General features: G+C 64.5%; 19 protein-coding genes and 2 tRNA genes. 11 read left to right on the forward strand and 10 right to left on the reverse strand.

The window, feature by feature from the left end:
• Positions 1 to 3 precede the first annotated feature (3 nt).
• The 5 genes from WDM24_RS26575 to WDM24_RS26595 all read left to right on the forward strand — a co-directional run bounded on the left by WDM24_RS26575 (position 4) and on the right by WDM24_RS26595 (position 3,640).
• Positions 4 to 951 (forward strand): alpha-E domain-containing protein, encoded by a 948-nt coding sequence (locus WDM24_RS26575; RefSeq protein WP_029081556.1) that lies wholly within the window; start codon positions 4 to 6, stop codon positions 949 to 951.
• Between the two features lie 161 nt (positions 952 to 1,112).
• On the forward strand, positions 1,113 to 1,955 hold the full coding sequence (locus WDM24_RS26580; protein ID WP_338827764.1) for a transglutaminase family protein: 843 nt from the start codon (positions 1,113 to 1,115) through the stop codon (positions 1,953 to 1,955).
• 189 nt (positions 1,956 to 2,144) lie between these two features.
• Complete coding sequence (locus WDM24_RS26585; protein WP_338827766.1) at positions 2,145 to 2,555, forward strand: carboxymuconolactone decarboxylase family protein; 411 nt, start codon at positions 2,145 to 2,147, stop codon at positions 2,553 to 2,555.
• 194 nt (positions 2,556 to 2,749) lie between these two features.
• The gene (locus WDM24_RS26590) at positions 2,750 to 2,968 is read left to right on the forward strand and encodes a hypothetical protein (RefSeq protein WP_166306282.1); all 219 of its coding nucleotides are present in this window, start codon (positions 2,750 to 2,752) and stop codon (positions 2,966 to 2,968) included.
• 378 nt (positions 2,969 to 3,346) lie between these two features.
• A complete protein-coding gene (locus WDM24_RS26595) occupies positions 3,347 to 3,640 on the forward strand; it encodes a GYD domain-containing protein (RefSeq protein WP_029081559.1) in 294 nt (97 codons plus the stop codon).
• Positions 3,641 to 3,774: 134 nt separating this feature from the next.
• On the opposite strand, the gene WDM24_RS26600 is transcribed toward WDM24_RS26595, so the two are convergent.
• Entirely contained in the window at positions 3,775 to 5,337 is a 1,563-nt protein-coding gene (locus tag WDM24_RS26600; protein ID WP_338827769.1) for an ABC transporter substrate-binding protein, read from the reverse strand.
• A 305-nt stretch (positions 5,338 to 5,642) separates the two neighbouring features.
• On the opposite strand from WDM24_RS26600, the gene WDM24_RS26605 reads away from it, so the two are divergent.
• Both WDM24_RS26605 and WDM24_RS26610 read left to right on the forward strand, forming a co-directional pair.
• Positions 5,643 to 6,404 (forward strand): proteasome-type protease, encoded by a 762-nt coding sequence (locus WDM24_RS26605; RefSeq protein ID WP_166306279.1) that lies wholly within the window; start codon positions 5,643 to 5,645, stop codon positions 6,402 to 6,404.
• A gap of 12 nt (positions 6,405 to 6,416) precedes the next feature.
• Positions 6,417 to 7,178 (forward strand): SDR family oxidoreductase, encoded by a 762-nt coding sequence (locus tag WDM24_RS26610; protein WP_338827771.1) that lies wholly within the window; start codon positions 6,417 to 6,419, stop codon positions 7,176 to 7,178.
• 322 nt (positions 7,179 to 7,500) lie between these two features.
• Here the strand turns inward: WDM24_RS26610 and WDM24_RS26615 are convergent, their stop codons facing one another.
• The gene (locus WDM24_RS26615; protein ID WP_029081563.1) at positions 7,501 to 8,724 is read right to left on the reverse strand and encodes an MFS transporter; all 1,224 of its coding nucleotides are present in this window, start codon (positions 8,722 to 8,724) and stop codon (positions 7,501 to 7,503) included.
• Between the two features lie 318 nt (positions 8,725 to 9,042).
• Entirely contained in the window at positions 9,043 to 9,882 is an 840-nt protein-coding gene (locus tag WDM24_RS26620; RefSeq protein ID WP_338827773.1) for a peptidoglycan-binding domain-containing protein, read from the reverse strand.
• Positions 9,883 to 10,216: 334 nt separating this feature from the next.
• Between WDM24_RS26620 and WDM24_RS26625 the strand changes: the two genes are divergently transcribed.
• Positions 10,217 to 11,473, forward strand: coding sequence for a NupC/NupG family nucleoside CNT transporter (locus WDM24_RS26625; RefSeq protein WP_338827775.1), 1,257 nt, complete (start codon positions 10,217 to 10,219; stop codon positions 11,471 to 11,473).
• A 245-nt stretch (positions 11,474 to 11,718) separates the two neighbouring features.
• Here WDM24_RS26625 and WDM24_RS26630 read toward each other — a convergent pair whose 3' ends face one another.
• Positions 11,719 to 12,294 (reverse strand): cupin domain-containing protein, encoded by a 576-nt coding sequence (locus tag WDM24_RS26630; RefSeq protein ID WP_338827776.1) that lies wholly within the window; start codon positions 12,292 to 12,294, stop codon positions 11,719 to 11,721.
• Between the two features lie 112 nt (positions 12,295 to 12,406).
• Positions 12,407 to 12,697, reverse strand: coding sequence for an usg protein (locus WDM24_RS26635; protein ID WP_166306264.1), 291 nt, complete (start codon positions 12,695 to 12,697; stop codon positions 12,407 to 12,409).
• 381 nt (positions 12,698 to 13,078) lie between these two features.
• On the opposite strand from WDM24_RS26635, the gene groES reads away from it, so the two are divergent.
• Together groES and groL are read left to right on the forward strand one after the other, a co-directional pair.
• On the forward strand, positions 13,079 to 13,393 hold the full coding sequence (groES, locus tag WDM24_RS26640; RefSeq protein ID WP_029081568.1) for a co-chaperone GroES: 315 nt from the start codon (positions 13,079 to 13,081) through the stop codon (positions 13,391 to 13,393).
• Positions 13,394 to 13,451: 58 nt separating this feature from the next.
• The gene (groL, locus tag WDM24_RS26645) at positions 13,452 to 15,092 is read left to right on the forward strand and encodes a chaperonin GroEL (RefSeq protein ID WP_029081569.1); all 1,641 of its coding nucleotides are present in this window, start codon (positions 13,452 to 13,454) and stop codon (positions 15,090 to 15,092) included.
• Positions 15,093 to 15,173: 81 nt separating this feature from the next.
• On the opposite strand, the gene WDM24_RS26650 is transcribed toward groL, so the two are convergent.
• The 5 genes from WDM24_RS26650 to WDM24_RS26670 all read right to left on the reverse strand — a co-directional run bounded on the left by WDM24_RS26650 (position 15,174) and on the right by WDM24_RS26670 (position 21,467).
• Positions 15,174 to 18,533, reverse strand: coding sequence for an adenylate/guanylate cyclase domain-containing protein (locus tag WDM24_RS26650; RefSeq protein WP_338827778.1), 3,360 nt, complete (start codon positions 18,531 to 18,533; stop codon positions 15,174 to 15,176).
• Positions 18,534 to 18,780: 247 nt separating this feature from the next.
• Positions 18,781 to 19,944 (reverse strand): slipin family protein, encoded by a 1,164-nt coding sequence (locus tag WDM24_RS26655; RefSeq protein WP_338827780.1) that lies wholly within the window; start codon positions 19,942 to 19,944, stop codon positions 18,781 to 18,783.
• Between the two features lie 337 nt (positions 19,945 to 20,281).
• Positions 20,282 to 20,347, reverse strand: a tRNA-Arg gene (locus tag WDM24_RS26660).
• Between the two features lie 2 nt (positions 20,348 to 20,349).
• Positions 20,350 to 20,420 (reverse strand) — tRNA-Phe (locus tag WDM24_RS26665).
• A gap of 207 nt (positions 20,421 to 20,627) precedes the next feature.
• A complete protein-coding gene (locus WDM24_RS26670) occupies positions 20,628 to 21,467 on the reverse strand; it encodes a LysR family transcriptional regulator (RefSeq protein WP_338827782.1) in 840 nt (279 codons plus the stop codon).
• 128 nt (positions 21,468 to 21,595) lie between these two features.
• Here WDM24_RS26670 and WDM24_RS26675 point away from each other — a divergent pair, with 128 nt between their 5' ends.
• The gene (locus WDM24_RS26675) at positions 21,596 to 22,189 is read left to right on the forward strand and encodes a cysteine hydrolase family protein (RefSeq protein ID WP_338827784.1); all 594 of its coding nucleotides are present in this window, start codon (positions 21,596 to 21,598) and stop codon (positions 22,187 to 22,189) included.
• Positions 22,190 to 22,194 lie beyond the last annotated feature (5 nt).

Raw genomic sequence — 22,194 nt, forward strand, 5'->3', positions numbered from 1 at the left:
CGCATGCTGTCGCGCACCGCCGAAAATCTGTTCTGGCTCGCCCGTTACGTCGAACGTGCCGAATATCTGGCGCGCACGATCGACGCCACGCTACGCGTCACCGCGCTGCCCGCGGCCTATATCGGCAAGACCAATGAATGGGATTCCGCGCTGCTCACCGCCGGCGTCGGCGCGAGCTTCTACGATCACTACCCGGAAGCCAACCAGCAGAACGTCGTCGAATATCTCTCCTTCTCGTCGGAGAACCCCTCCTCGATCAAGAACTGCATCGAGGCGGCGCGGCTGAATTCACGCTCGGTGCGCACCGCCCTGACCTCGGAAATGTGGGACACCATCAATTCGGCCTGGATCGAGTTGCAGGCGGTGTGGGGCAAGGGCGGGACCGGCAGCCGCGAGGAACTGGCCAAATTCCTGCGCTTTGTGCAGGAGACCTCGCTGCGCTTCGACGGCTCGGCCTACCGCACCATGCTGCGCAACGACGCCTATTGGTTCTCGCGGCTCGGGGTGCATCTCGAGCGCGCCGACAACACCGCGCGCATTCTCGACGTGAAGTATCACATGCTGCTGCCCGAAGAGGAGCATGTCGGCGGCCCGCTGGATTACTACCAGTGGACCTCGATCCTGCGCTCGGTGTCGGCAACGACCGCCTATCACTGGGTCTACCGGGAAACCCTGAAACCCTGGCTGATCGCCGACCTTCTGATCCTCAACGACACGCTGCCGCGGTCGCTCGCCAGCTGCTACAGCAACCTCGTGCGCAATCTGGACCAGATCGGCGTCGCCTATGGCCGCCAGGGCGCCGCCCAGCGCCACGCCCGCGGCATCAGGAACCGGCTCGAGCACAGCCATATGGACGACATCTTCCAGCACGGCGTGCACGAGTTCATCCAGGAATTCATCGCGGACAACTCACGGCTCGGTGAGATCGTCACCAAGCAGTACCTGATTTGACCGGTTTTGACGCAAAATCCCGTCATGACCGGGCTTGACCCGGCCATCCCCGTCTTGCTTTGAAGGACGATAAGGGCGAAAGACGGACGCCCGGGACATCTGGCGAGGACGCGCTTCGCGCTTTTGCCCTGATATAACGATCCCAACTGTGTTGGTCGACCATGCGCCTGCGGATAGCCCACACCACCACCTATCGCTACGAGCCGGCGGCCTCGGGCGTGATCCAGATCCTGCGCATGACGCCGGGCAGCCATGACGGCCAATATGTCGCGGATTGGCAGATCGACGTCTCGACCGATTCCCGGCTCGACACCCATGAGGACGCTTTCGGCAACGTCACCCACGTGCTGACCCACGGCGCGATCAGCGACCTCACCATCCATTGCGAAGGCCTGGTCGAGACCCAGGACACCGGCGGCGTGCTGCGCGGCAGCGACGAGCGGTTTCCGCCGAGCCTGTTCCTGCGGCCCACGCCGCTGACCGACCTCAACCCGGCCATGACCGCCTCCGTGCGCGAGCTGCGCGCCGAGGCCGGCGCCGACGTGCTCGGCTTCCTGCACGCGCTGATGGTGCAGATCTACGAGCACATGGCGTTTGACGAGGATCCGACCAACAGCGCCACCTCGGCCTCCGAGGCGTTCGCGCTGAAGCGCGGCGTCTGCCAGGATTACGCGCATATCCTGATCGCGTGCGCACGCGCCGGCGGCGTGCCGGCGCGGTTCGTCTCCGGCCACTTCCTGCGCTCCGACGGCATGGTCAACCAGCAGGCCGGTCATGCCTGGGCCGAGGCGTTCGTGCCCAATCTCGGCTGGGTCGGCTTCGACGCCGCCAACGGCATCTGCACCACCGACGCCCATGCCCGCGTCGCGATCGGCCTCGACTATCTCGGCGCCGCCCCGGTCCGCGGCACCCGCTATGGCGGCGGCAGCGAGACGCTGACAGTCGCGGTCAAGGTCGATCAGGCCGGGCGCCCCGGACAGTGGCAGAGCCAGACGCAGTCGTAGACTGCCTCCTCGCCACCGTCATTCCGGGGCTCGCGAAGCGAGAGACCGGAATCCATCGCGCCCCCGGCTGTGCGGAGAAATGGATTCCGGGCTCGCGCCAAGAGGCGCGCCCTCAGGTGCGCAATTGCGCACCGGGGAATGACGATGGTGATATGATCGCGGCTCCAATCCGAACCAGCGAGACAAGCCATGGCAACCGTAAAACTGCTTTCCGATGACGAACTCTCGCCGGAAGCACGCGCTGTGTTCGAGGATATCCGCACGATTCGGAAGTCGGACTTCGTCAACAATTTCTGGCGCGCGCTCGCGCATGATCCCAAGACGCTGCGGCGGACCTGGGAGAGCATCAAGGAGGTGATGGCACCGGGCGCGCTCGATCCAAAGGTCAAGGAGATGCTTTACGTTGCAGTCTCGGTGGCCCATGGCTGCAGCTACTGCATTCACTCGCACACCGCGAGCGCCCGTGCCAAGGGCATGACCGAGGCAGAATATCTGGAAATGCTCGCGATCGTCGGCATGGCCGCCGAGACCAACCGGCTGGTCACGGCGCTCGACGTGCCGGTGGACGAGGCGTTCCTCGTCGATGCGCGGGATGCGTAGGGTGAGCAGGGCGCACAGCGCCGCCTGCTCGCTCCTGGAGCGGTTCTGCGTCCCAGGTTCTGCTATTTGGTGTTCGAGCCGCGACGATGCAATACTAGGCCAGCTCGCTTTTGGCGCCTGCGTCGGCGGCCGGATCGCTGGGATCGATCGAAGGGATCCGTGGAAACAGCGCCGCGATAGCAGTATAAGAGAGCATGGCAAATGGTCAGGTTGTCCTCGTAACAACTGAGCCGTTGGACGGCGGCCCGCCTATTCGCTCGGTCTTCTTCGTGGCTGAAGGAGATGCGGCAAAGGCCACGGCAATTATTGCGGAAATGATGGCCCCGAATGAAAGGGTCGAAGCGTGGGGCCAGCTTCCCGAAGCAGCTGTCAAAGCGCTCGGATTGAAACCGGGTGATTACACCCACACCTGACTTACACCAGATGGCAGCCCGGCACGCGAAGGCTTTCCGCGGCTCTTACTCGTGCGCAGAGGTGTGACCTCGACGCAGCGTCTCGCCTACGCGAATTCCGGGTGATCGCCGAACCCCGTCACCGCGTTTGCGATCACAACGCGGGGAGCCCTCTTTCTCCAGCAAATGACATGGCGTAATCTGCAGCGAGCTGCTCTTTGAGACGGGACGGGCCGACGTCGCCGTCGGATGGAACAGGCAGCGGTCAGGCCGTCGGCAGGCATCGCAGTCTGAAAGCAGCGCCTGCCTTATGGGGCGCTCCCTCAACTTCAACATGAAGCACGTTGGCCTGCCGCGCGCGCGGCAGACAAGGGCAGTGCGTAACCCTTGGAGGACGACATGGCGACATTCATAGTGAGGATCGACTGGACCGACCAGGGAATTCGTAATGTCAAGGAAGCGCCCAAGCGCAGCCGAGCAGCGAAAGAACTCGCCAAGACTCTCGGTGTCGAGATCAAGGAGGTCTATCTCACCTCCGGCGAGCATGACATCCTTCTCCTCGCCGAAGCGCCTCTCGGCGACAACATCACGAAACTCGCGCTCGCACTCAGTTCTCAGGGAAACATACGGACCTGCACCTCACGGGCCTGGCCCGAGGCCGAGTGGACCAAGCTGATATCCGAGCTTCCGTAGCGGCTTCGGATGTCCGGTCGAGCTCTGCGCGGCCTGATTGACGGGTGCCGTCACTATGTGACACCCGGCGATCGGCGCGAGCACTCAGCGTCTGCGCAGGGCGACTCACGTCGTCGCCAGCGGGGCAGCACGCATTATTTGTCCAGCCAGACGTCCTCGAAGCGCAGATTGTTGTACTGGCTGTTGTCGTGCGGGCGAAAGTTCCTAACGTAGGGCTGCCAGCAATTGCCGGCCGATGAGTGCAGGATCACCGGCCGCGCGGCGTCTTCGACCAGCACGCGCTCGATGTCGAACACGATCTTGCGGCGCTTGTCCTTGTCGACCTCGGCATTGCAATACTGGGTGTAGTTGCGCTCCGAGTTGCAGGAGTAGTTCTCGACCAGGTTGCCGTCGGGATCGTCGACGCTGACGCCGGTGACATTGAGGCCGATCGTGTAATCCTTGCGCTGCAGCCGCGAGTACCAGCGCGGCGTATCCAGGATGTCGAGCTCGGCGACGATATAGATATTCTTGAGCTGGTCGGCGAGGATCACGGCCGGGTCGCGATAGGTCGGCAGATTGCGGGTCTGGATATTGATCGAGAGCGGCTTGGCGTCGCTATAGCCGAGCTTCTGCATGATCGCCTGCGCGTCCGCGAGGTTCTTCTCGGTATCGGGGCCGTAGCCCATCATGGTCGACAGCACGTCTGCCGGCATGCCCCACTCGCCTTCGGGCTTGGCCTGCATCGCGCCGCCGAGCCGACCGGTGCCCTCGAACAGGATGCTGTTGAATGCGTTGCGGTCGAGCGCCAGCGACATCGCCTTGCGGATCTCGGGATTGTCGAACGGCGGATTGACGCGGTTGACCAGCAGATTGATCTGCAGATTGGTCGAGGTCATCTCGCAGATCGCGTTCGGCGCCCGCGCCTTGACGTCCTTCATCAGGGGAATGCTGACGTCGGACGGAAAGGTGATGTCATAGTCGCCGGTCGCAAACGCCAGCATCCGCGTGGCCCGGCTGTCGATCGAGCGCACCGTGATCTCGTCGAGATACGGCCGGTCCTTCTTGAAGTAATCGGGGTTGCGGACGAGACGGATTGAATCTCCGCGCCGGAATTCGACGAACTTGAACGGCCCGGTGCCGACCGGCTTGGTGCGCATCACCTGCTGCGGCACATGGCAGGGATAGACCACCGAGAAGGCGCTGGCGAGCAGCGCCAGCAGGCCAGGCTGCGGCTCGGTCAGCTCGAAGGTCGCTTCATCGTCGCCATTGACGCTGACATCCCTGAGCTTCGTGTACCAGACCTTGCGCGGATTGCGCTTGAAGTCCTGGGTCTCCGCCTTGCCGATCAGCATCCGCCAGGTGCATTGCACGTCCTTGGCGGTGAAAGGCTGGCCGTCGTGCCACTTCACACCGTGATGCAGCTTGAAAGTGAGTTTCGTGTTGGTCTGGTCCCACGACCAGCTGTCGGCGAGATCCGGGATCACGGTGTCGATCGATTCGTGCACCTTGGCGGCATCGAACACCACGAGGTTGTTGAAGACCGCCGCGAACGGCATCACCGAGGCGATGGTCGACTCTTCAAGCAGCGAGGTCGAGGGCGGATTGTCGTTGTGATAGAGCCGCAGCGTGCCGCCCCTCTTCTGCGCCGATGCCGGGCTCGCGGCCGTTGCCACGATACTCAAGGCCACGATGCATGCGGCCAGTTTGAACGACATTCTCGTCTCCCGGAATTTCTTGTTGTTGTCGGTTGCAGGCAGTCGAGCACAAGGGAAAGCCTCTCGCAATCGCGAGAACATCCGATCATTGCCGGCTGCGCGCGGCGCAGAACGAGGTTGGCGCCCGGGCATCTCCGAACGGCCTGCGGGCGGAACAGCCCCATACGGGCCATTCGCCGCGGCAGGCCACCCGCCCCTTTTTGACCGGTCGCCGCATGTCCCGCGGCGGGGAATTGGGGTTGGATGCGACCTCGAAATTGGCTACTAGTTCTGCGCCGAGAAATTCGGATCGTTGGGGACTGGAAATGACCTATTGCTGCGGAATTCTGGTGCGAGACGGCCTCGTCATGATCGCCGATACCCGCACCAATGCCGGCCTCGACAATGTCTCGACCTTCCGCAAGCTGCACATCTTCTCAAAACCCGGCGAGCGCATCATGGCGATCGCCAGCGCCGGCAATCTGGCGATCAGCCAGTCGGTGCTGTCGACCCTGACCGAGGGCATGGAAGATCCGCACACCGGCGAGCTCGAGACGCTGATGAACGCGCCGACCATGTTCCAGGCTGCGCAGCGGATCGGCCGCGCCATCCGCTCGGTGCACGCCACCGAGGGCGACGCGCTGCGCTCCGAGGATATCTCCTTCGACGTGTCGTTCCTGTTCGGCGGCCAGATCAAGGGCTCGCGGATGCGCCTGTTCATGGTCTACACCGCCGGCAACTTCATCGAGTGCACCACCGACACGCCCTATTTGCAGATCGGCGAGCACAAATACGGCAAGCCGGTGCTCGACCGCGCCATGCACTATGATGTCGAGCTCTACGAGGCGCTGAAGACCGGGCTGATCTCGATGGATTCGACGATGCGCTCCAACCTCGGCGTCGGCCTGCCGATCGACGTGCTGGTGGTGCGCACCGACGCCTGCGAGGCTGACCTCAACCACCGCATCGAGGCCGGCGAGCCCTATTTCCACGACCTGCGCTCGCGCTGGTCGGCGGCGCTGCGCGCGGCGCACCAAAACATTCCACGCCCACCCTACAAGAACGAAACCGAAGCAAAAACCAAATAAGAGGAAACTCGGATGACTGAGGCAACCAGCAAGATCGCACTCGTCACCGGCGCCGGCACCGGCGTTGGACGCGCGGCATCGCTCGCCTTGATGAACGCAGGCTATACCGTGGTGCTCGTCGGGCGCCGCATCGAGATGCTGGAAGAGACCAGCAAGCTCGGCCCTGCCGGCAAGAGCCTGTGCGTGTCGGCCGACATGGCCAACCCGGCCGCGATCGCCGCGCTGTTCGACAAGGTGAAGGCGACCTATGGCCGGCTCGACGTTCTCTTCAACAATGCCGGCATGGGCGCGCCGCCGGTGAATTTCGAGGACCTGCCGCTCGAGCAGTGGCAGGCGGTGGTCAACACCAACCTCACCGCGCCGTTCCTGTGCACCCAGCACGCCTTCCGCATCATGAAGGACCAGAAGCCGCGCGGCGGCCGCATCATCAACAACGGCTCGATCTCTGCGCATGCGCCGCGGCCGTTCTCGGCGGCCTACACCTCGACCAAGCACGCCATCACCGGCCTCACCAAGGCCTCCAACCTCGACGGCCGGATGTATGACATCGCGGTCGGCCAGGTCGATATCGGCAATGCCGCGACCCCGATGACCGACCGCATGGTCAACGGCCCCGGCGTCCTGCAGCCGGACGGCACCACCAAGCACGAGCCGCGCATGGACGCCAAGGCGGTCGGCGACGCCGTGGCCTACATGGCCGGCCTGCCGCTCGACGCAAACGTGCTGTTCATGACGGTGATGGCGACCAAAATGCCGTTCGTGGGCCGGGGCTGATCTTCTCCTTGTCCCCGTTTGCGGCAGGACTATCACGTCGTCATGGCCGGACTTGTCCCGGCCATGCCGTCGCGGGGGGCGCGCTGCCAAAATATCGAAAACAACCCCATGCAAAGTAGCCGTCGGCTGCCGGCCTTCGACACGGCAACTTGACACGTCGGGCAAATCAGCGGCACTCTTCCATTATTCCGAAATCGTGCAGGGGTCTTCCACAAAGACGGTGAGGGACGGCTCGCGGAGAGTCCGCCTCACTCGAATCGCATTTCGCTTCGCTGCATGCGATTCAACCTCTCCCGCAAGCGGGGCGAGGCAAGAGAGCCCCCTACTCCAGCTTCTCCACATCCCGCAGCGTCGGAAACAGCTTCATCCAGAGCAGCGCGACCGCAACGGTGGCGACGCCGCCGAGCACGGCTGACGGCACGGCGCCGAGCAGTGCCGCGGTGACGCCGCTCTCGAACTGGCCGAGCTGGTTCGACGCATTGATGAACAGGAAATTGACGGCGCCGACGCGGCCGCGCATCTCGTCCGGGGTCGCAAGCTGCACCAGCGAGAAGCGGATCACGACGCTGATCGTATCGGCGGCGCCGAGCACCGCGAGCGACAGCGCCGACAGCCACATCCAGTGCGACAGCGCGAACACCACCGTCGCCACGCCGAACACGATCACCGCCTGGAACATGCGCATGCCGACGCGGCGGTTGATGGTGTGCCGCGCCAGCACAATCGTCATCAATAGCGCACCGACCGCCGGTGCGGCGCGCAGGATGCCGAGGCCGAGCGGGCCGGTCTGCAGGATGTCGCGCGCATAGATCGGCAGCAGCGCAGTGACGCCGCCGAACAGCACCGCGAACAGGTCGAGCGAGATGGTGCCGAGGATCGCCGGATTGCTGCGCACGAAGGTGACGCCGGCAAACAGATCATCCGACACCTGCCCGTTCTTCGGCGCCGCCTGCTGCAGCCGGCCGATGCCGCCGGTGAGCAGCGCGCCGAACAGCCAGAACACCATCATCACCGCATAGGGCGCACTCGGCATCAGCGCATAGGCGAAGCCGCCGAGCGCGGGTCCGGTGATGGTCGCGACCTGGGCCGCGCCGCTCGAGATCGCGGTCGCCCGCTGCAGCGAGCCCTGCGGCGCGATCAGCGGCAACAGCGCGGCGGTCGCCGGGCTCTCGAACGCGCCGGCAATGCCGAGCACGAAGGTCGCAGCGAAGATCTGGATCTCGGAGATGGTGCCGGCGAACGTGCTTCCGGCGAGAAACAGTGCGGTCAGCGCTTCCGCGATCTGGCAGGCCTGCACCACGCGCTTGCGCTCGAAGCGGTCGGCGGCGTGGCCGGCGACGAACACCAGCAGTGCCGTCGGCAGGAACTGCACCAGTCCGACCATGCCGAGGTCGAACGCGCTGCCAGTCAGCTCATAGATTTGCCAGCCGATCGCGACCGCGCCGATCTGGCTCGAGAATCGCGACAGGCTGCGCGACGACAAAAAGAACAGGAACGGTCTGTGGCCGAGCAGATCGCGGGCGCCGGCCGGCGTGGCGGTGAGCATGGATGATTGCGTGGCTGAGCCCCTGCAACTTGTCAATGGAGACGAGGTAAGAGCTATTCCGTTCCGATAAGATCGGAACGGGCTCTAGATTCTTGCTTTGACGCGTTTTCTTCATGCGAACCGGTGTCCACTTCGCTTGAAAACGCGCTTAGAGCGCCGAGCGCAAGGCCGGCGAGCTAACGCAGCGGGTCTGATCCGTCATCAGGCGCAGTGCGAAGAAGGCAAAGGCAAAAGCCAGATCGCTCGCAGCGACGCTCCGCTCACAGCCGAGGGCGCGGCGCAGGCGCGGGGATAGGTGGGCCGACGCGTCGCGGACCGCTAAAACGCCAACCGCTGTAGCACGGAAGCCACGAAAAGGATGCCGCCTTCGTTCGGCTGTCCCTGAGCGGCGCCGTTGACGGGCGCCAAGGAATTGATGTTTTTGTCCGCGTCGGAGACGGCCAGTGTGCCGGTGAGAACCTCAGCGCGGTCGCCAGGCTTGAGCGCCACACCGACGAGGCAGCCGAGAATATCGTCGAGGGAAACCCCGTTCGAGAACTTCATGGTTCCGACCTGGATGCAGTTGACTGGCGTACCCAGGGTATTCGCAAACTTCACAGGTTTAGAAGTGAGAAAGTTTTCGCTGTTGCCGTCGGGATCGGTCAGCTCCAGCCTGAAGCTAAATATGCTATCCGCATTCGTCTGTAGTTTGAGGCTGAACTTCCAGACGCGGTCCGTCGGTTTGGGCGCGGGCGGCGGAGGCGTCGGACGGGGAGGCGTCGGAGGCGGAGGCGTCGGAGGGGGAGGCGTCGGACCGGGAGGCGTCGGACCGGGATTCGGGCCTTTTCCGGCCATTGCCTTGTCGAGTGCAGCGATGGTCTGGATGCCGACGACACGGTCCGGAACTGTCTGGCCAGGGCCGAGGATCGGCTTGGGACGATGAGCGCTCTTGAAAGCGAACACCGCCTTCGCCGTCGACTCTCCGTAAACGCCGGCCGCATCGGAGATGGTGAAACCCAGCGACCGCAGCGCGGTCTGGATTCGCCCGACCGCGTCCTCCGTGCCGGGAAAATTCGGCGTCTTGTCCTTGAAGATATTAAACTGATGATTGACGGCGCAGTCGGCTAGACGCTTTTTGCCCGGACCTTCCTTTGTGAACAGTTCGGATGAGAGCGGCATGATGCTGTCCTCCGGCGTCGCGAGCGGATGCAAGGTCGCCGATCGTCGCCTGTAACACACGTCTGGCTTCCTGTCCTTGCGGTATGGTTGCGCACAGCGCCGCCATCGAGTTCGGCTGGCAGGGAAACGACGAAATGGAGCCAGCCGAAGGTGACGGTTGGGCCGAACTAAAGGATGACGGCTCACTCGAACGGGAGATCTGCCTCCTCAACGGCGACGACATCGCACTCATCGCACGTCGAGCAAAGACTTCTTCACCAGCCTGCCAAGCGCGCAACAGCATTGCGCTGCGCGAGGCCCCTGCCATAATCCCGCGCGGGTTCCTGGGGGCATCATGCTGCAGTTGCAATCGGCGTTCGGCGTGGTGGCGTTGCTCGTGATCGCCTGGGCGTTGAGCGAGAATCGGAGCGTCGTGTCGCTGCGGCAGGCAGCGATCGGGCTCATCGTCACGGTCGCAACCGCACTGGTGCTGATCAAGGTGCCGCTGGTGACGCAAGCCTTCGGCGCGATCAACGATGCCGTCGGCACCATCGCGGCGGCGACGCGCGCCGGCACCGCCTTCGTGTTCGGTTATGTCGGCGGCGGTCCGGCGCCGTTCGATCCCAAGACGCCGGGTTCGGATTTCATCCTCGCCTTCCAGGCGCTGCCGATCGTGCTCGTCATGAGCGTGCTGACGACGCTGTTGTTCTATTGGCGCGTGCTGCCGCCGGTGGTGCGCGGCATGGCCTGGCTGCTGGAGCGTACGCTCGGCGTCGGCGGCGCGGTCGGGCTCTCGACCGCCGCCAATATCTTCCTCGGCATGGTGGAAGCGCCGCTCTTCATCCGCCCCTATCTGGCGCAACTCAGCCGCAGCGAATTGTTTCTGGTGATGACCGGCGGCATGGCCGGGATCGCCGGCACCGTGCTGGTGCTGTATGCGACGCTGCTCGCACCGCTGATCCCTGACGCGGCCGCGCATTTCGTCATTGCCTCGGTGCTGGGCGCGCCGGCCGCAATTTTAGTCAGCCTGATCATGGTGCCGGAAACGTCTGACAGGCACACCGGCGGATCGCTCGATGAGCCCGATGTCCAGGTGTCATCGACAATGGACGCCATCGTGAAGGGCACCGCCGCCGGCCTCGAGCTCCTGATGAACATCATCGCGATGCTGCTGGTGCTGGTCGCGCTGGTCTATCTCGCGAACGCGATCATCGGCCTGCTGCCGGAGGTCGGCGGCGCGAAGATCTCGCTGCAACGCTTGCTCGGTTACGTCATGGCGCCCGTGTGCTGGCTGATGGGCCTGCCGTGGCCGCAGGCGATCACGGCAGGAAGCCTGATGGGCACCAAGACCGTGCTGAACGAGCTGATCGCCTATGTCGACCTGTCGAAGCTCGGTCCCGACGCGCTCGATCCGCGCTCGCGGCTGATCATGCTCTACGCGATGTGCGGTTTCGCCAACTTCGCGAGCCTCGGCATCATGATCGGCGGCCTCGGCATCATGGCACCCGAGCGGCGCGACGAGATCAACGCGCTCGGGCTGAAGTCGATCGTCTCGGGCACGCTGACGACGTGCCTGATGGGGGCGATTGTCGGGATGATGACACAGCCGTAGCCCGGATGAAGCGAAGCGCAATCCGGGGCCATGCTGATCGTTTGCGCGAATCCCGGATTTCGCTTCGCTCCATCCGGGCTACAAGACCGATGGCCGCCACTTACAAAATCGTCATGCCCGGGCACAGCCGTCCGAAGGACGGCGTCGCTTCCGCTCGCCTATGACCCGGGCATCCATCGCTCGTGAAAGACTCTTGCGAAGCAGGATGGATGGCCGGGTCAAGCCCGGCCATGACAGCGCGAGGCCTACGCCTTCAACTCCACCGTCTTGAATTCGGCCGGCAGGATCACCTCCAGCAGTTCGACGTCGTCTGAGTAATCCAGGATCATGTGCCGGATGCGCGGCGGCTGGGTCCAGGCGCTGCCCTGCTGCATCAGCGTCTCGCCCTCGCCTTCCATGTAGGTTTTCACCCAGCCCTTGAGCACATAGACCATCTGGAAGTCGACGTCGTGGAAGTGCAGCTTCGACACCTCGTCGGGATTGCACGGCCCCTGCAGCCGGATGACGTGCGCCTGGGCGAGGCCATGCGAGGCGGCGGCGATGCCGAGGTCGCGGTACTTGGCGTAGGTGCGCAGCCCATCGGCCTTGAAGTCCTCTTCGCGGTGATGGCTGATGACGACGCGCTGCTTCGGCCGTGCCTTGCTCGCCGCCTTTGTTGCAGTCTTTGTCGCGGTCTTGGGCGCGCTCTTCTTCGCCGCCGGGACGCGGCCCTTGGACTTGATGGTCTTGCGTGCGGACGACTTGGTGCCGGCTCCGAGCCCCGTCCATTTCTTCTTTACCGCGGTCTTGGCTGCGGATCGTGATGCCGTCTTCTTGGCCATTGTTCGCCTCCCGTCTTTTTCTGACGGTGAGAGGCTAACACAAGTCGCGCGGCGCTGGTGGGCAAAGGCGCAAGCTGCGCCCTGCCCGCAAGCTCCAAGTCCAAGGCCTATGTCAATGCAGCCGGAACACGCCGTCGACGGCGCGCAATTCGGCCGGCTTGACCAGCTTGGAATGCGCCACCGTCACCGAGAACAGCGGGCCCTCGAGCTTCGCCTGCCAGAAGGCGAGGAAATCCTGCAGCACCGGAAATCTCGGAAACAGGTCGTAGTTCTGCCAGACATAGGTTTGCAGCAACGAGCGATGATCCGGCATCCGATAGAGGATTTGCGCCGTCGTCAGCCCGTACCCCAGCAACTGCTTCCGGAAATCGTCGGAAGCAACCCCACCAACTCGCGAGACCATGCCAACCTCCTGTGACGGAGCGCATTCACCTGGCGGCCGGATCCCAACCGGACCACCGGCAATGGATGCGCTCACATGAGAGAAATGTGACGCACGCGACTAACCAATCTCAAGCCCAAATGTTTAATAGGTTGTTGAAATTTCTTGCGTTGGCAGCAGCTTACCGCATCTGCTAATAGCCTCGGCGACCCCGCGGGCCGGCATTAAGGATGCCGAAATGATCGTGGCAGCCGTCATTCGCGAGTGCCAATTTTTCTGCTAGAGGCACTTGCCCGCCGCCCAGGCTTGGCCTATCTCCTGCGAAGCTGGCTTGGCACTCGCCGGGCTGGACTGCTAACACTCCAAAAATCTACAGCATCCACAAAAGTTTAGGAGGACTGCATGAAATTCCGTCCGCTTCACGACCGCGTCGTGGTCAAGCGTATCGACGCCGAAGAGAAGACTGCTGGCGGCATCATCATTCCGGACAGTGCCAAGGAAAAGCCCTCCCAGGGCGAAATCATCGCCGTTGGCCCGGGTGGCCGCGACGAGGCTGGCAAGCTGATCCCGATCGACATCAAGGTCGGCGACCGCGTCCTGTTCGGCAAGTGGTCCGGCACCGAGGTCAAGATCGACGGTGAAGACCTGCTGATCATGAAGGAAAGCGACATCATGGGCGTCCTCGACGTCCCCGCTTCCAAGAAGAAGGCGGCCTAAGCGCCTCCTCTCTCCCCAAGATTCCTCCAGGGTAAAACCATTCCAAGGAAAAATTCAGATGGCAGCTAAAGAAGTCAAATTCGGCGTTGATGCGCGTGACAAGATGCTTCGCGGCGTCGACATCCTCGCCAACGCCGTCAAGGTGACGCTCGGCCCCAAGGGCCGCAACGTCGTGCTCGAGAAGTCGTTCGGCGCTCCCCGCATCACCAAGGACGGCGTCACCGTCGCCAAGGAGATCGAGCTCGAGGACAAGTTCGAGAACATGGGCGCCCAGATGGTGCGCGAAGTCGCCTCCAAGTCCGCTGACGCGGCCGGCGACGGCACCACCACCGCAACCGTGCTCGCGGCTGCGATCGTTCGTGAAGGCGCCAAGTCGGTTGCCGCCGGCATGAACCCGATGGACCTGAAGCGCGGCATCGACCTGGCTGTGGAAGCCGTTGTCGCTGACCTCGTCAAGAACTCCAAGAAGGTCACCTCCAACGAGGAGATCGCTCAGGTCGGCACCATCTCGGCCAACGGCGATGCCGAGATCGGCAAGTTCCTCTCCGACGCCATGAAGAAGGTCGGCAACGAGGGCGTGATCACGGTCGAGGAAGCCAAGTCGCTCGAGACCGAGCTCGACGTCGTCGAGGGCATGCAGTTCGATCGCGGCTACATCTCGCCCTACTTCGTCACCAACGCCGACAAGATGCGCGTTGAGATGGACGACGCCTACATCCTCATCAACGAGAAGAAGCTCTCCTCGCTGAACGAGCTGCTGCCGCTGCTCGAGGCCGTGGTGCAGACCGGCAAGCCGCTGATCATCGTCGCTGAAGACGTCGAAGGCGAAGCCCTCGCCACCCTCGTCGTCAACCGCCTGCGCGGCGGCCTGAAGGTCGCGGCCGTCAAGGCTCCGGGCTTCGGCGATCGCCGTAAGGCCATGCTGCAGGACATCGCGATCCTGACCGGCGGCCAGGCCATCTCGGAAGACCTCGGCATCAAGCTCGAGAACGTCACGCTCGCCATGCTCGGTCGCGCCAAGAAGGTGATGATCGACAAGGAGAACACCACGATCGTCAACGGCGCCGGCAAGAAGGCTGACATCGACGCCCGCGTTGCCCAGATCAAGGCGCAGATCGAGGAGACCACCTCGGACTACGACCGTGAGAAGCTGCAGGAGCGTCTCGCCAAGCTCGCAGGCGGCGTCGCGGTGATCCGCGTCGGCGGCGCGACCGAGGTCGAGGTGAAGGAGCGCAAGGATCGCGTTGATGACGCGATGCATGCGACCCGCGCGGCTGTCGAGGAAGGCATCGTCCCGGGCGGCGGCGTCGCCCTGCTCCGTGCTTCCGAGCAGCTCAAGGGCCTGCGCACCAAGAACGACGACCAGAAGACCGGCGTCGAGATCGTGCGCAAGGCGCTGTCGGCTCCGGCTCGCCAGATCGCGATCAACGCCGGTGAAGACGGTTCGGTCATCGTCGGCAAGATCCTGGAGAACAAGGCCTACAATTACGGCTTCGACTCCCAGACCGGCGACTATGCCGACCTCGTCAAGAAGGGCATCATCGACCCGACCAAGGTCGTCCGCACCGCGATCCAGAACGCTGCCTCGGTTGCCGCGCTGCTGATCACCACGGAAGCGATGGTTGCCGAGCTGCCGAAGAAGAACGCCGGCGGCCCCGCGATGCCTCCGGGCGGCGGCATGGGCGGCATGGACTTCTAAGTCCAGCCTCTCAGGGCACTGCAAGACATGCGAAACCCCGGCAGCGATGCCGGGGTTTTGTTTTATCTCCACCGACGTCCGTCAGGATGCACGAGGACGACGGACCAGCCAATCCATCTGACTGAGCAGTTCGTCGGCCTCCTTGATCTCGGCGAGATCCTGCCCCGCATCGAAGCGGGCGCGCGCCGGGGCAAGCACCTCCGGCACCGCATCCACCCGGCCATTGCCGGCGCATAGACGTGCAAGTCCCAGCGCGCTGCGCAGCTCGAAGGTCTTGGTCTGTTGCCCTCGGGCAATCTCGAGGGCGCGGTGGAACGCATCCTCGGCGCCGGAAATGTCAGGGGTGTCGCGACGCGACAGCAGCTCACCCCGCACGCGGTATAGCTCGGCATCCAGCCAGTGCTGCCCGGACTGCTCCGTCGCGTCGATCAGCTCATTGATGATGTCGAGCCCCGCCTCGACATGCCCGGCCTTTGCACTCGCCACGGCAATCTGCAATCCCCAGAACGGCTCACAGAGGTAGCAGTCGTTCTCGTGAAGCAACGTCCAGCCACGCTGCATCTCCGCGAGACCTGCCGCCCGGTCGCCAGCGCGCCACTTCGCCAGACCATTGAGATAGGTGCCGGCGGCAACATACAGCGGCATCGTGTGGTTTTGCGCCAGACCCAGGGCAAGGATCGTCTCGGTCTGCCGCAACCTGCTGCCGCACAGCCCGTCGAAAACCGCCTTGTGAACCAGCGCATTGGCACGGGCGAGCGCGCGCTGCTCCCCGGCGACGCTCACCGCTGCGCCCGCGAGCTGCCGGGCTCGATCGATCTCGCCAAGCGGCCAAAGCACCAAGGCCAGAAATCTCATGATGACGAACGGCAGGTCGAGCGTCGACGCCTTGAAGGTTGCCGGATCCGGCTCGGTCGTATAGGCCGCAAACGCCTGCTCGAGATGGATGCGGGCGTTGAGGTAATCGCCCGCGAACCAGGAGGTCACCCCGCTGCTCCAGCACGCGACAATCGTCGCCACCGGCGATTCCGGATGCCGTTCCGCCGCGCCCATGATCGCCTCCTCCAACTCCCGCATCGGCGCGAGCTCGCCGTGGGTCAAGCAGGCATTGAAAAGGCCCGACTGGATCGGCGCCAGTTCGATTGGATCATCGATACCAGAGGCGAACTGCCGGGCGCGCGTCCAGGCGGCCACCGTCTCGGGGGCGCTGTGCCCAAGACTGCCTCGCAGCGCGCGGCCATACGCGATTTGCAGATGGAGCCGGCCGATCATCCGACCCGGCTCGTCGGGCAGTTCATCGGCGATTGCGACCGCCTTGCCGAGATGTGCGATCGCCTCGCAATAGGCCGAGCGCTTCAGCGCCTGCTGACCCGCCTTGCGCCACCACGCCAGCGCGGTGTCGCCGAGCCCTGCTTCGGTGAAATGGTACGCAACGACTTCCGGCTCGATCTCGGCGATCTCGGCAAACTTGTCGCGCAGCACGTCGCCAATATGCTTGTGGAGCAATTGCCGGCGGCTCTTGAGCAAGCTCTCGTAAGCCGCTTCCTGAACCAACGCATGCTTGAAGCTGTAGCTTGCATCCGGCGGCGTGCCCCGGCGCAACAGCAACTCGGCCTCTTCGAGCTGGGCAAGCGCCGCGCCAAGGGTCAGATCATCGCGCCCGGCCACGCTGCGCAGCAGCGCATATGAGAACTCGCGGCCGATCGCTGCACCGATCTGCGCCACCTCCTTGACCGGCGCCAGCCGGTCGAGCCGGGCCATCAGCGAGTCCTGCAGCGTCGCCGGGATCGCAAGCGGCGGCAGTGGATTGTCGAGGCGATAGCGCCCGGCATTCTCGACGAGCAGCCCCGACTCCATGATCATCTTGGTCAGTTCCTCGACGAACAGCGGGACGCCGTCCGTCCGCTCGATGATCTGCGTCATCATTTCGCCGGGCAGCAACCGACCGACGGTCACCTGCTCGATCAGCGCGCGCGTGTCCTGCCGGTCGAGGCGATCGAGCCGCAGCAGGCTGACATTTGCGAGCCCAGCCCACGGCGGCTCGAACTCGGGCCTGAACGTCATGAGCATGAGGATCGGCAGCCCTCTGATCCGGTCGACCGCGAGGTCGAGCAGTTCGAGCGATGTGGCGTCCGCCCAATGCACGTCTTCGCAGACGACAAGCACCGGCTGCTGCCTGGCGAGGCCCTCGAGCTGGTCGAGTAGTGCTGCGAATGTCTGCCGCCGCTGCTGCGCCGGGCTCATGCCGAGCGGCGGATAGCGGTCGCCGGTTGGGATCGACAGCAGCGCCGCGATCAGCGGCGTCACGCTGGCCACCTGCTGCGTCCCGAGCGCCAGCATGGCTTCGAGCTTGTCCAGCTTCTGCTCCGGCAGATCTTCCGACCTGATGCCGGCGGCGCGCTCGAGCTGGGCGGCGAAGGGATGCAGCGCGCTGTTGGTGTGATAGGGCGAGCATTGATACCGCACACGGCGATGCGTCCCGGGCGGGAGGCTGTCGGAGAGCATCGCCACGATGCGCGACTTGCCGATGCCCGCTTCGCCCGATATCAGCACGGCCTGCCCTTGGCCCTGCCACGCCAGTTGCTGGCGCGACAGCGCAAATTCGATCTCCGCCTTGCGGCCGACGAAGCCGATCGAGCGCGCGGTGCGCACCGCCTCGAAACGGCTTTCCGATGCCAGCTCGCCTTCGACAGCCCACACCGCGATCGGCTCGGCGATGCCCTTGACCTCGCGGCGACCGAGGTTGCGAAGCGTGAACAGATTGCCGAGCAGCCGGCGTGTCGAGGCAGCCACGACGACCACACCAGGCTCCGCCAAGCCCTGCAGCCGTGCGGCGATGTTCGGCGCATCGCCGACCAACGCCTGCTCCTCCGACGCGCCGCCGGAGACGAGGTCGCCGACCACGACGAGCCCGCTCGCGATCGCGACCCGTACCGCGACTCCCTCGTTCGCGCGGATCTCGAGCCCGCCGATTGCGGTGATGACGTCGAGGCCGGCGCGCACCGCGCGCTCCGCGTCATCCTCGTGGGCACGGGGATAGCCGAAATAAGCGAGGATTCCATCGCCGATAAATCTGGCAACGACGCCATCATATGTCGCGATCACCCGCGCACAGGCCGCGCGATAGGCGCGGATCACTTCCCACATGTCCTCGGGATCGAGACGCGCCGACAAGGCCGTCGAGCCGACCAGGTCGCAGAACATCACGGTAAGGTGGCGGCGCTCGGCATCGTGCGGTGAAACCGGCGCGGCGATCAGTTCGGCTTGAGTGAAATCGGCGATCGCACGCAGCATCTTGCGGCGATGGCCGAGCAGGACCCCGAGCCTGTCGAAGTCTTCATCCGTCAACTCGGGAAGAACATCGACGTCGATCCCGTTCTCGGCAAAACGCAGCGCGTATTGCCCAAGCCCCAGCTTCTCGAGCCATTCCGCAATCTGTTGCATTGGCACCACCGACGGGTTGACGGCTGGCCGAATTCCGGACCACGGAGAGCGCAGGTTATCGCAATCTGTCCGGAGTGGCACCTTCTGTTTGCGGAAGTTCGCACGGAGCAGGACATGCGAATTGTGCCATGTTGTGCCTTGGCGGTGCCCCGTTACAGCGGGCCTGCACGCTAACAAACATTCGCAAGAATGCCGGCGGTCCGTTCCGGCGGAAAAACGAAGGGCCGCCCGTGGGCGGCCCCTCTTCTTACGCGCTCTCGGGCGCCTTGAGGCGGACCAGCTTGGTCAGCGGCGCATCGAGGCCCTGGCCGTCGCCGGCATGCAGGTCGATGCGGCCGACCTTCTCGACCAGACGCTCGAGCGACTCCAGCTCCTTGAGCCGCAGCAGCAGAGGGTTCTCCTCCATCAGCTTGGCAGTGTTCAGGAGCGAACGCGTCGCCGCGGTCTCCTCCTGGCGGCGGATCAGGTTGGCCTTCGCCACCCGCTCCGCCTCCACCACCTTGTTGACGAGCTCGCGGATCTCGCCGGGCAGGATCACGTCCTTCACGCCGAGCTCGGTGACCTCGACGCCGGACTCCGCGACACGGCCGCGGACATAGTCGCGAAGCTCATCGTCGAGCGCCGCCTTCGCAGACAGCACCTCGTCCAGCGTGCGGCCGGCCACCGCCTCGCGGATCGCGAACTGCACCAAACGATACAGCCACGCATCCACGTCGGGGACTGTGGCCACGACCCGCGCGGGATCGACGATCCGGCGGAACGCGGTCAGCGTCACGCGCAGCGCGATGCGATCCTTGGTCAGCATCTCCTGCGCCGTGATCTCGACCGCCTGGGGACGCAGGTCGAGGCGCTTGACCTCGATCTTGCGGCCCGCGATCCAGAACGCGTGCCGGCCGGGCGCGAGCCGCTCGACCAGCTTGCCCTCAACCGTGAGCAGGCCGGCCTCGTGGTTCTCGACCACGGCCTCGGTGATGACGCCGGCCCGGTTGGGCTGGATCATCGCCAGATGCCGCGCGGTCACGCGGGGATCGTCAGCCACATCGATGCGCTCGACATCGACTGTGGTTGCGACCTTCCAGTAGACGCGCGTCTGCCAGGGCGTCATCAGCTGCACAGGACGGCCGTCGAGGCTGACGATCGCGACCTCGTTCGCCTTGGTCTCGACCGCCTCGAACAGCGCTTCGGCGAGATCAGGGCGCGCGGCCTTGATCACCGCGAAGCGATCCGCGGGGAATTCGGTCCGCACGACACTGAACAGCTCGGCCTTGAGCTGATGCAGGGGATCGAACAGGCGGTGACGTCCGGGCGCGAGCACCTGCTCGAGCCGGCCGTCGCGCGTCAGCAACGCACGCTCGCCATCCTTCACCGTCAACTTGGTCGTCAGGAAATGCCAGGTCTTGTTCAGAGTCATGACACGCCTCCATTGTTGCCATCGGGCCCACGGGCCGGAGAGCGGGTTTCATTTTGCAAAGGACGTGAGGACGCGAACGCGGCTTCCTGTCAGCCAAGCGGGCCGTGGCTTAAAGCTTGCGCGATGACGGACGCACGCGCGCGTTCGCGCGACATTTGTCGCGCGGCCGAGCGGAGCCACCCGGCATCAGCGCAAGCGGTATCCACCGCGGCGCAAAGCCGGTCTCACAGTGTCTGGGTTCGGACGAAGAGCCTTGCGGCAAGACGGCCGGACTGCGACTGAAGCGCGCGTCCGGTCCCCTTCAGAGGAATCAGCTTTTCAGGCTGAAACGGAGCGCTGGAGCGGGATTTGAACCCGCGACAAGATGATTCGTAGTCACCTGCTCTACCTAACTGAGCTATCCTTTGGTGAGAGACCGGAATCGAACCGATACCTTCGGGATTTCATCCCCGACGCTCACCCATGAGCTTCATCTCGTTGCCTTCATCTCAGCGGAACACGACACCGCAGAGCGGCACGCGCCAGTCGGGATCTCAGAGAGCCCGAACCCATGGCCGAAGCGAAGGAGCGGGCTAATAGACGAAGCACGTCCGGGTTGCAAGGGGGCTCGGCGAGATTTTTTTCAAGACGAGACGGCGCGGTAACGCGCGCACCGCAACACGCTCCACCATCCCGAGGCCGTCTTACCCGCTGTGCGCGACGTCCTGAAAGCAGCCGCGCAGCCAGTCGATGGTGACGCGCGTCGCCGCATCGCGCTTGAGATGGCTCTGCACCAGCAGCCAGACATCGCGCCGCTTCGGCAGCAGCGTGGCGCGCAGCCGGCGGTCGGTCAGCAAGTCCACACAACTATGTTCCGGCAACACGCCGACCGCTTGATGCGACTGGATCAGCTTGTGGATGATCCGGACATTGTCGGTCACGCAGCGCGCGCGAAGTCGCTTTGCGCGCAGGAACTGCATTTCCGGAATCGCTCCGAGCTCATCGGGATAGGCGCACGACACCGCTTCTCCCGCTGTTGTCGCGACTGGCTCGAAGAAATACAGCCTGACCTCCGCGAGCTTCGAGATCGCAAAATCGCCCTTGTCCGGCTTGCGCAGCCGGATCGCGAGGTCGGCTTCCCAGCGCGAAAACTTGACGTTGTCACTCGAGGTCAGGAATTGCAGCGTGAGGCCTGGATTGGCGCGCAGCAATTTGCTGGTGCGCGGCGCCAGCACCTCCTCGGCGATCGCATTGGTGGAGGCGATGCGCAGCCGGCCGACCGGGCCAGGCAGGCTTTCGCCGATCCGGCCGATCTCCTCGGCATGCGCCGCCATCGCCTGGACATGGGCGAGGACCATGTCACACTGCCGGGTCGGCCTGCGGACGCCGTCGGCGGCCTCGAACAGGCGAACACCGAGCGCCCGCTCGATCCGCGCCAGCCTGCGGCCGACCGTGGTCTCGTCGATGCGCAGCCGCGCGCTGGCGCCGGCATAGGTGCCCTCGTCCCTGACGGCTGCGATGATGCGAAGGTCGTCCCAGTTCATCGCATCAGGCTACAGCGTGAGCCGGCTGCCTGCAATAACGCAGCCACCGGCTGCAATATCCCTGCATTACGGCAGGCAGCTCCACCGCTATATTTTCGAGGAGCACATCTCGTGGAGATCTCAGGATCATGACAGCAGCCAAAACCCTGATGCAGCTTGCCGGCATCGACCTCACCCCGCCCCGCCTCGCGAACAGCTGCCTGGTGCTGATCGATATCCAGAACGAATATCTCGCCGGTCCGCTGGCCCTGCCCGGCGCCAACCCGGCGATTGCGCACGCAACGGCACTACTTGCCCGCGCCCGGGAAAGCGGCGCCGCGATCTTCCACATCGCGCACAAGGGACAACCCGGAAGCCTGTTCGACCGCAGCGCGGAGCGCGGCGCCATCGTCGCGCCGCTGGCACCGCGGCCCGGCGAGGCCGTGATCGAGAAGCAATTGCCGAACGCGTTCGCCGGCACCGACCTCAACGCGCAGCTTGCGGCGACCGGCCGCAAGGAGCTCGTGCTCGCCGGCTTCATGACGCATATGTGCGTGAGCTCGACGGCCCGCGCCGCGCTCGATCTCGGCTTCCGCACCACCATCGATGCCGACAGCTGCGCCACCCGCGACCTGCCTGACGGCGTCGGCGGCACCATTGCGGCAAAGCTCATTCACGACGTCGCGCTCGCCGAACTGTCCGACCGCTTCGCGATCATCGCCCGCGGCAACGCCCTCGCCTGAGACAT

Origin of the sequence: Bradyrhizobium sp. 27S5, from assembly GCF_037217225.1 — a bacterium.
GTDB classification, from domain to species: Bacteria; Pseudomonadota; Alphaproteobacteria; order Rhizobiales; family Xanthobacteraceae; genus Bradyrhizobium; species Bradyrhizobium septentrionale.

Bases quoted from the DNA above. Each gene is read 5' to 3' on its own strand.
- WDM24_RS26585 (WP_338827766.1), top strand. From the start codon at position 2,145: ATGGCAACCGTAAAACTGCTTTCCGATGACGAACTCTCGCCGGAAGCA.
- groL (WP_029081569.1), top strand. From the start codon at position 13,452: ATGGCAGCTAAAGAAGTCAAATTCGGCGTTGATGCGCGTGACAAGATG.
- WDM24_RS26635 (WP_166306264.1), bottom strand. From the start codon at position 12,697: ATGGTCTCGCGAGTTGGTGGGGTTGCTTCCGACGATTTCCGGAAGCAG.
- WDM24_RS26590 (WP_166306282.1), top strand. From the start codon at position 2,750: ATGGCAAATGGTCAGGTTGTCCTCGTAACAACTGAGCCGTTGGACGGC.
- WDM24_RS26625 (WP_338827775.1), top strand. From the start codon at position 10,217: ATGCTGCAGTTGCAATCGGCGTTCGGCGTGGTGGCGTTGCTCGTGATC.
- WDM24_RS26675 (WP_338827784.1), top strand. From the start codon at position 21,596: ATGACAGCAGCCAAAACCCTGATGCAGCTTGCCGGCATCGACCTCACC.
- WDM24_RS26615 (WP_029081563.1), bottom strand. From the start codon at position 8,724: ATGCTCACCGCCACGCCGGCCGGCGCCCGCGATCTGCTCGGCCACAGA.
- WDM24_RS26655 (WP_338827780.1), bottom strand. From the start codon at position 19,944: ATGACTCTGAACAAGACCTGGCATTTCCTGACGACCAAGTTGACGGTG.
- WDM24_RS26650 (WP_338827778.1), bottom strand. From the start codon at position 18,533: ATGCAACAGATTGCGGAATGGCTCGAGAAGCTGGGGCTTGGGCAATAC.
- WDM24_RS26630 (WP_338827776.1), bottom strand. From the start codon at position 12,294: ATGGCCAAGAAGACGGCATCACGATCCGCAGCCAAGACCGCGGTAAAG.
- WDM24_RS26600 (WP_338827769.1), bottom strand. From the start codon at position 5,337: ATGTCGTTCAAACTGGCCGCATGCATCGTGGCCTTGAGTATCGTGGCA.
- WDM24_RS26575 (WP_029081556.1), top strand. From the start codon at position 4: ATGCTGTCGCGCACCGCCGAAAATCTGTTCTGGCTCGCCCGTTACGTC.
- groES (WP_029081568.1), top strand. From the start codon at position 13,079: ATGAAATTCCGTCCGCTTCACGACCGCGTCGTGGTCAAGCGTATCGAC.
- WDM24_RS26610 (WP_338827771.1), top strand. From the start codon at position 6,417: ATGACTGAGGCAACCAGCAAGATCGCACTCGTCACCGGCGCCGGCACC.
- WDM24_RS26580 (WP_338827764.1), top strand. From the start codon at position 1,113: ATGCGCCTGCGGATAGCCCACACCACCACCTATCGCTACGAGCCGGCG.
- WDM24_RS26605 (WP_166306279.1), top strand. From the start codon at position 5,643: ATGACCTATTGCTGCGGAATTCTGGTGCGAGACGGCCTCGTCATGATC.
- WDM24_RS26670 (WP_338827782.1), bottom strand. From the start codon at position 21,467: ATGAACTGGGACGACCTTCGCATCATCGCAGCCGTCAGGGACGAGGGC.
- WDM24_RS26620 (WP_338827773.1), bottom strand. From the start codon at position 9,882: ATGCCGCTCTCATCCGAACTGTTCACAAAGGAAGGTCCGGGCAAAAAG.
- WDM24_RS26595 (WP_029081559.1), top strand. From the start codon at position 3,347: ATGGCGACATTCATAGTGAGGATCGACTGGACCGACCAGGGAATTCGT.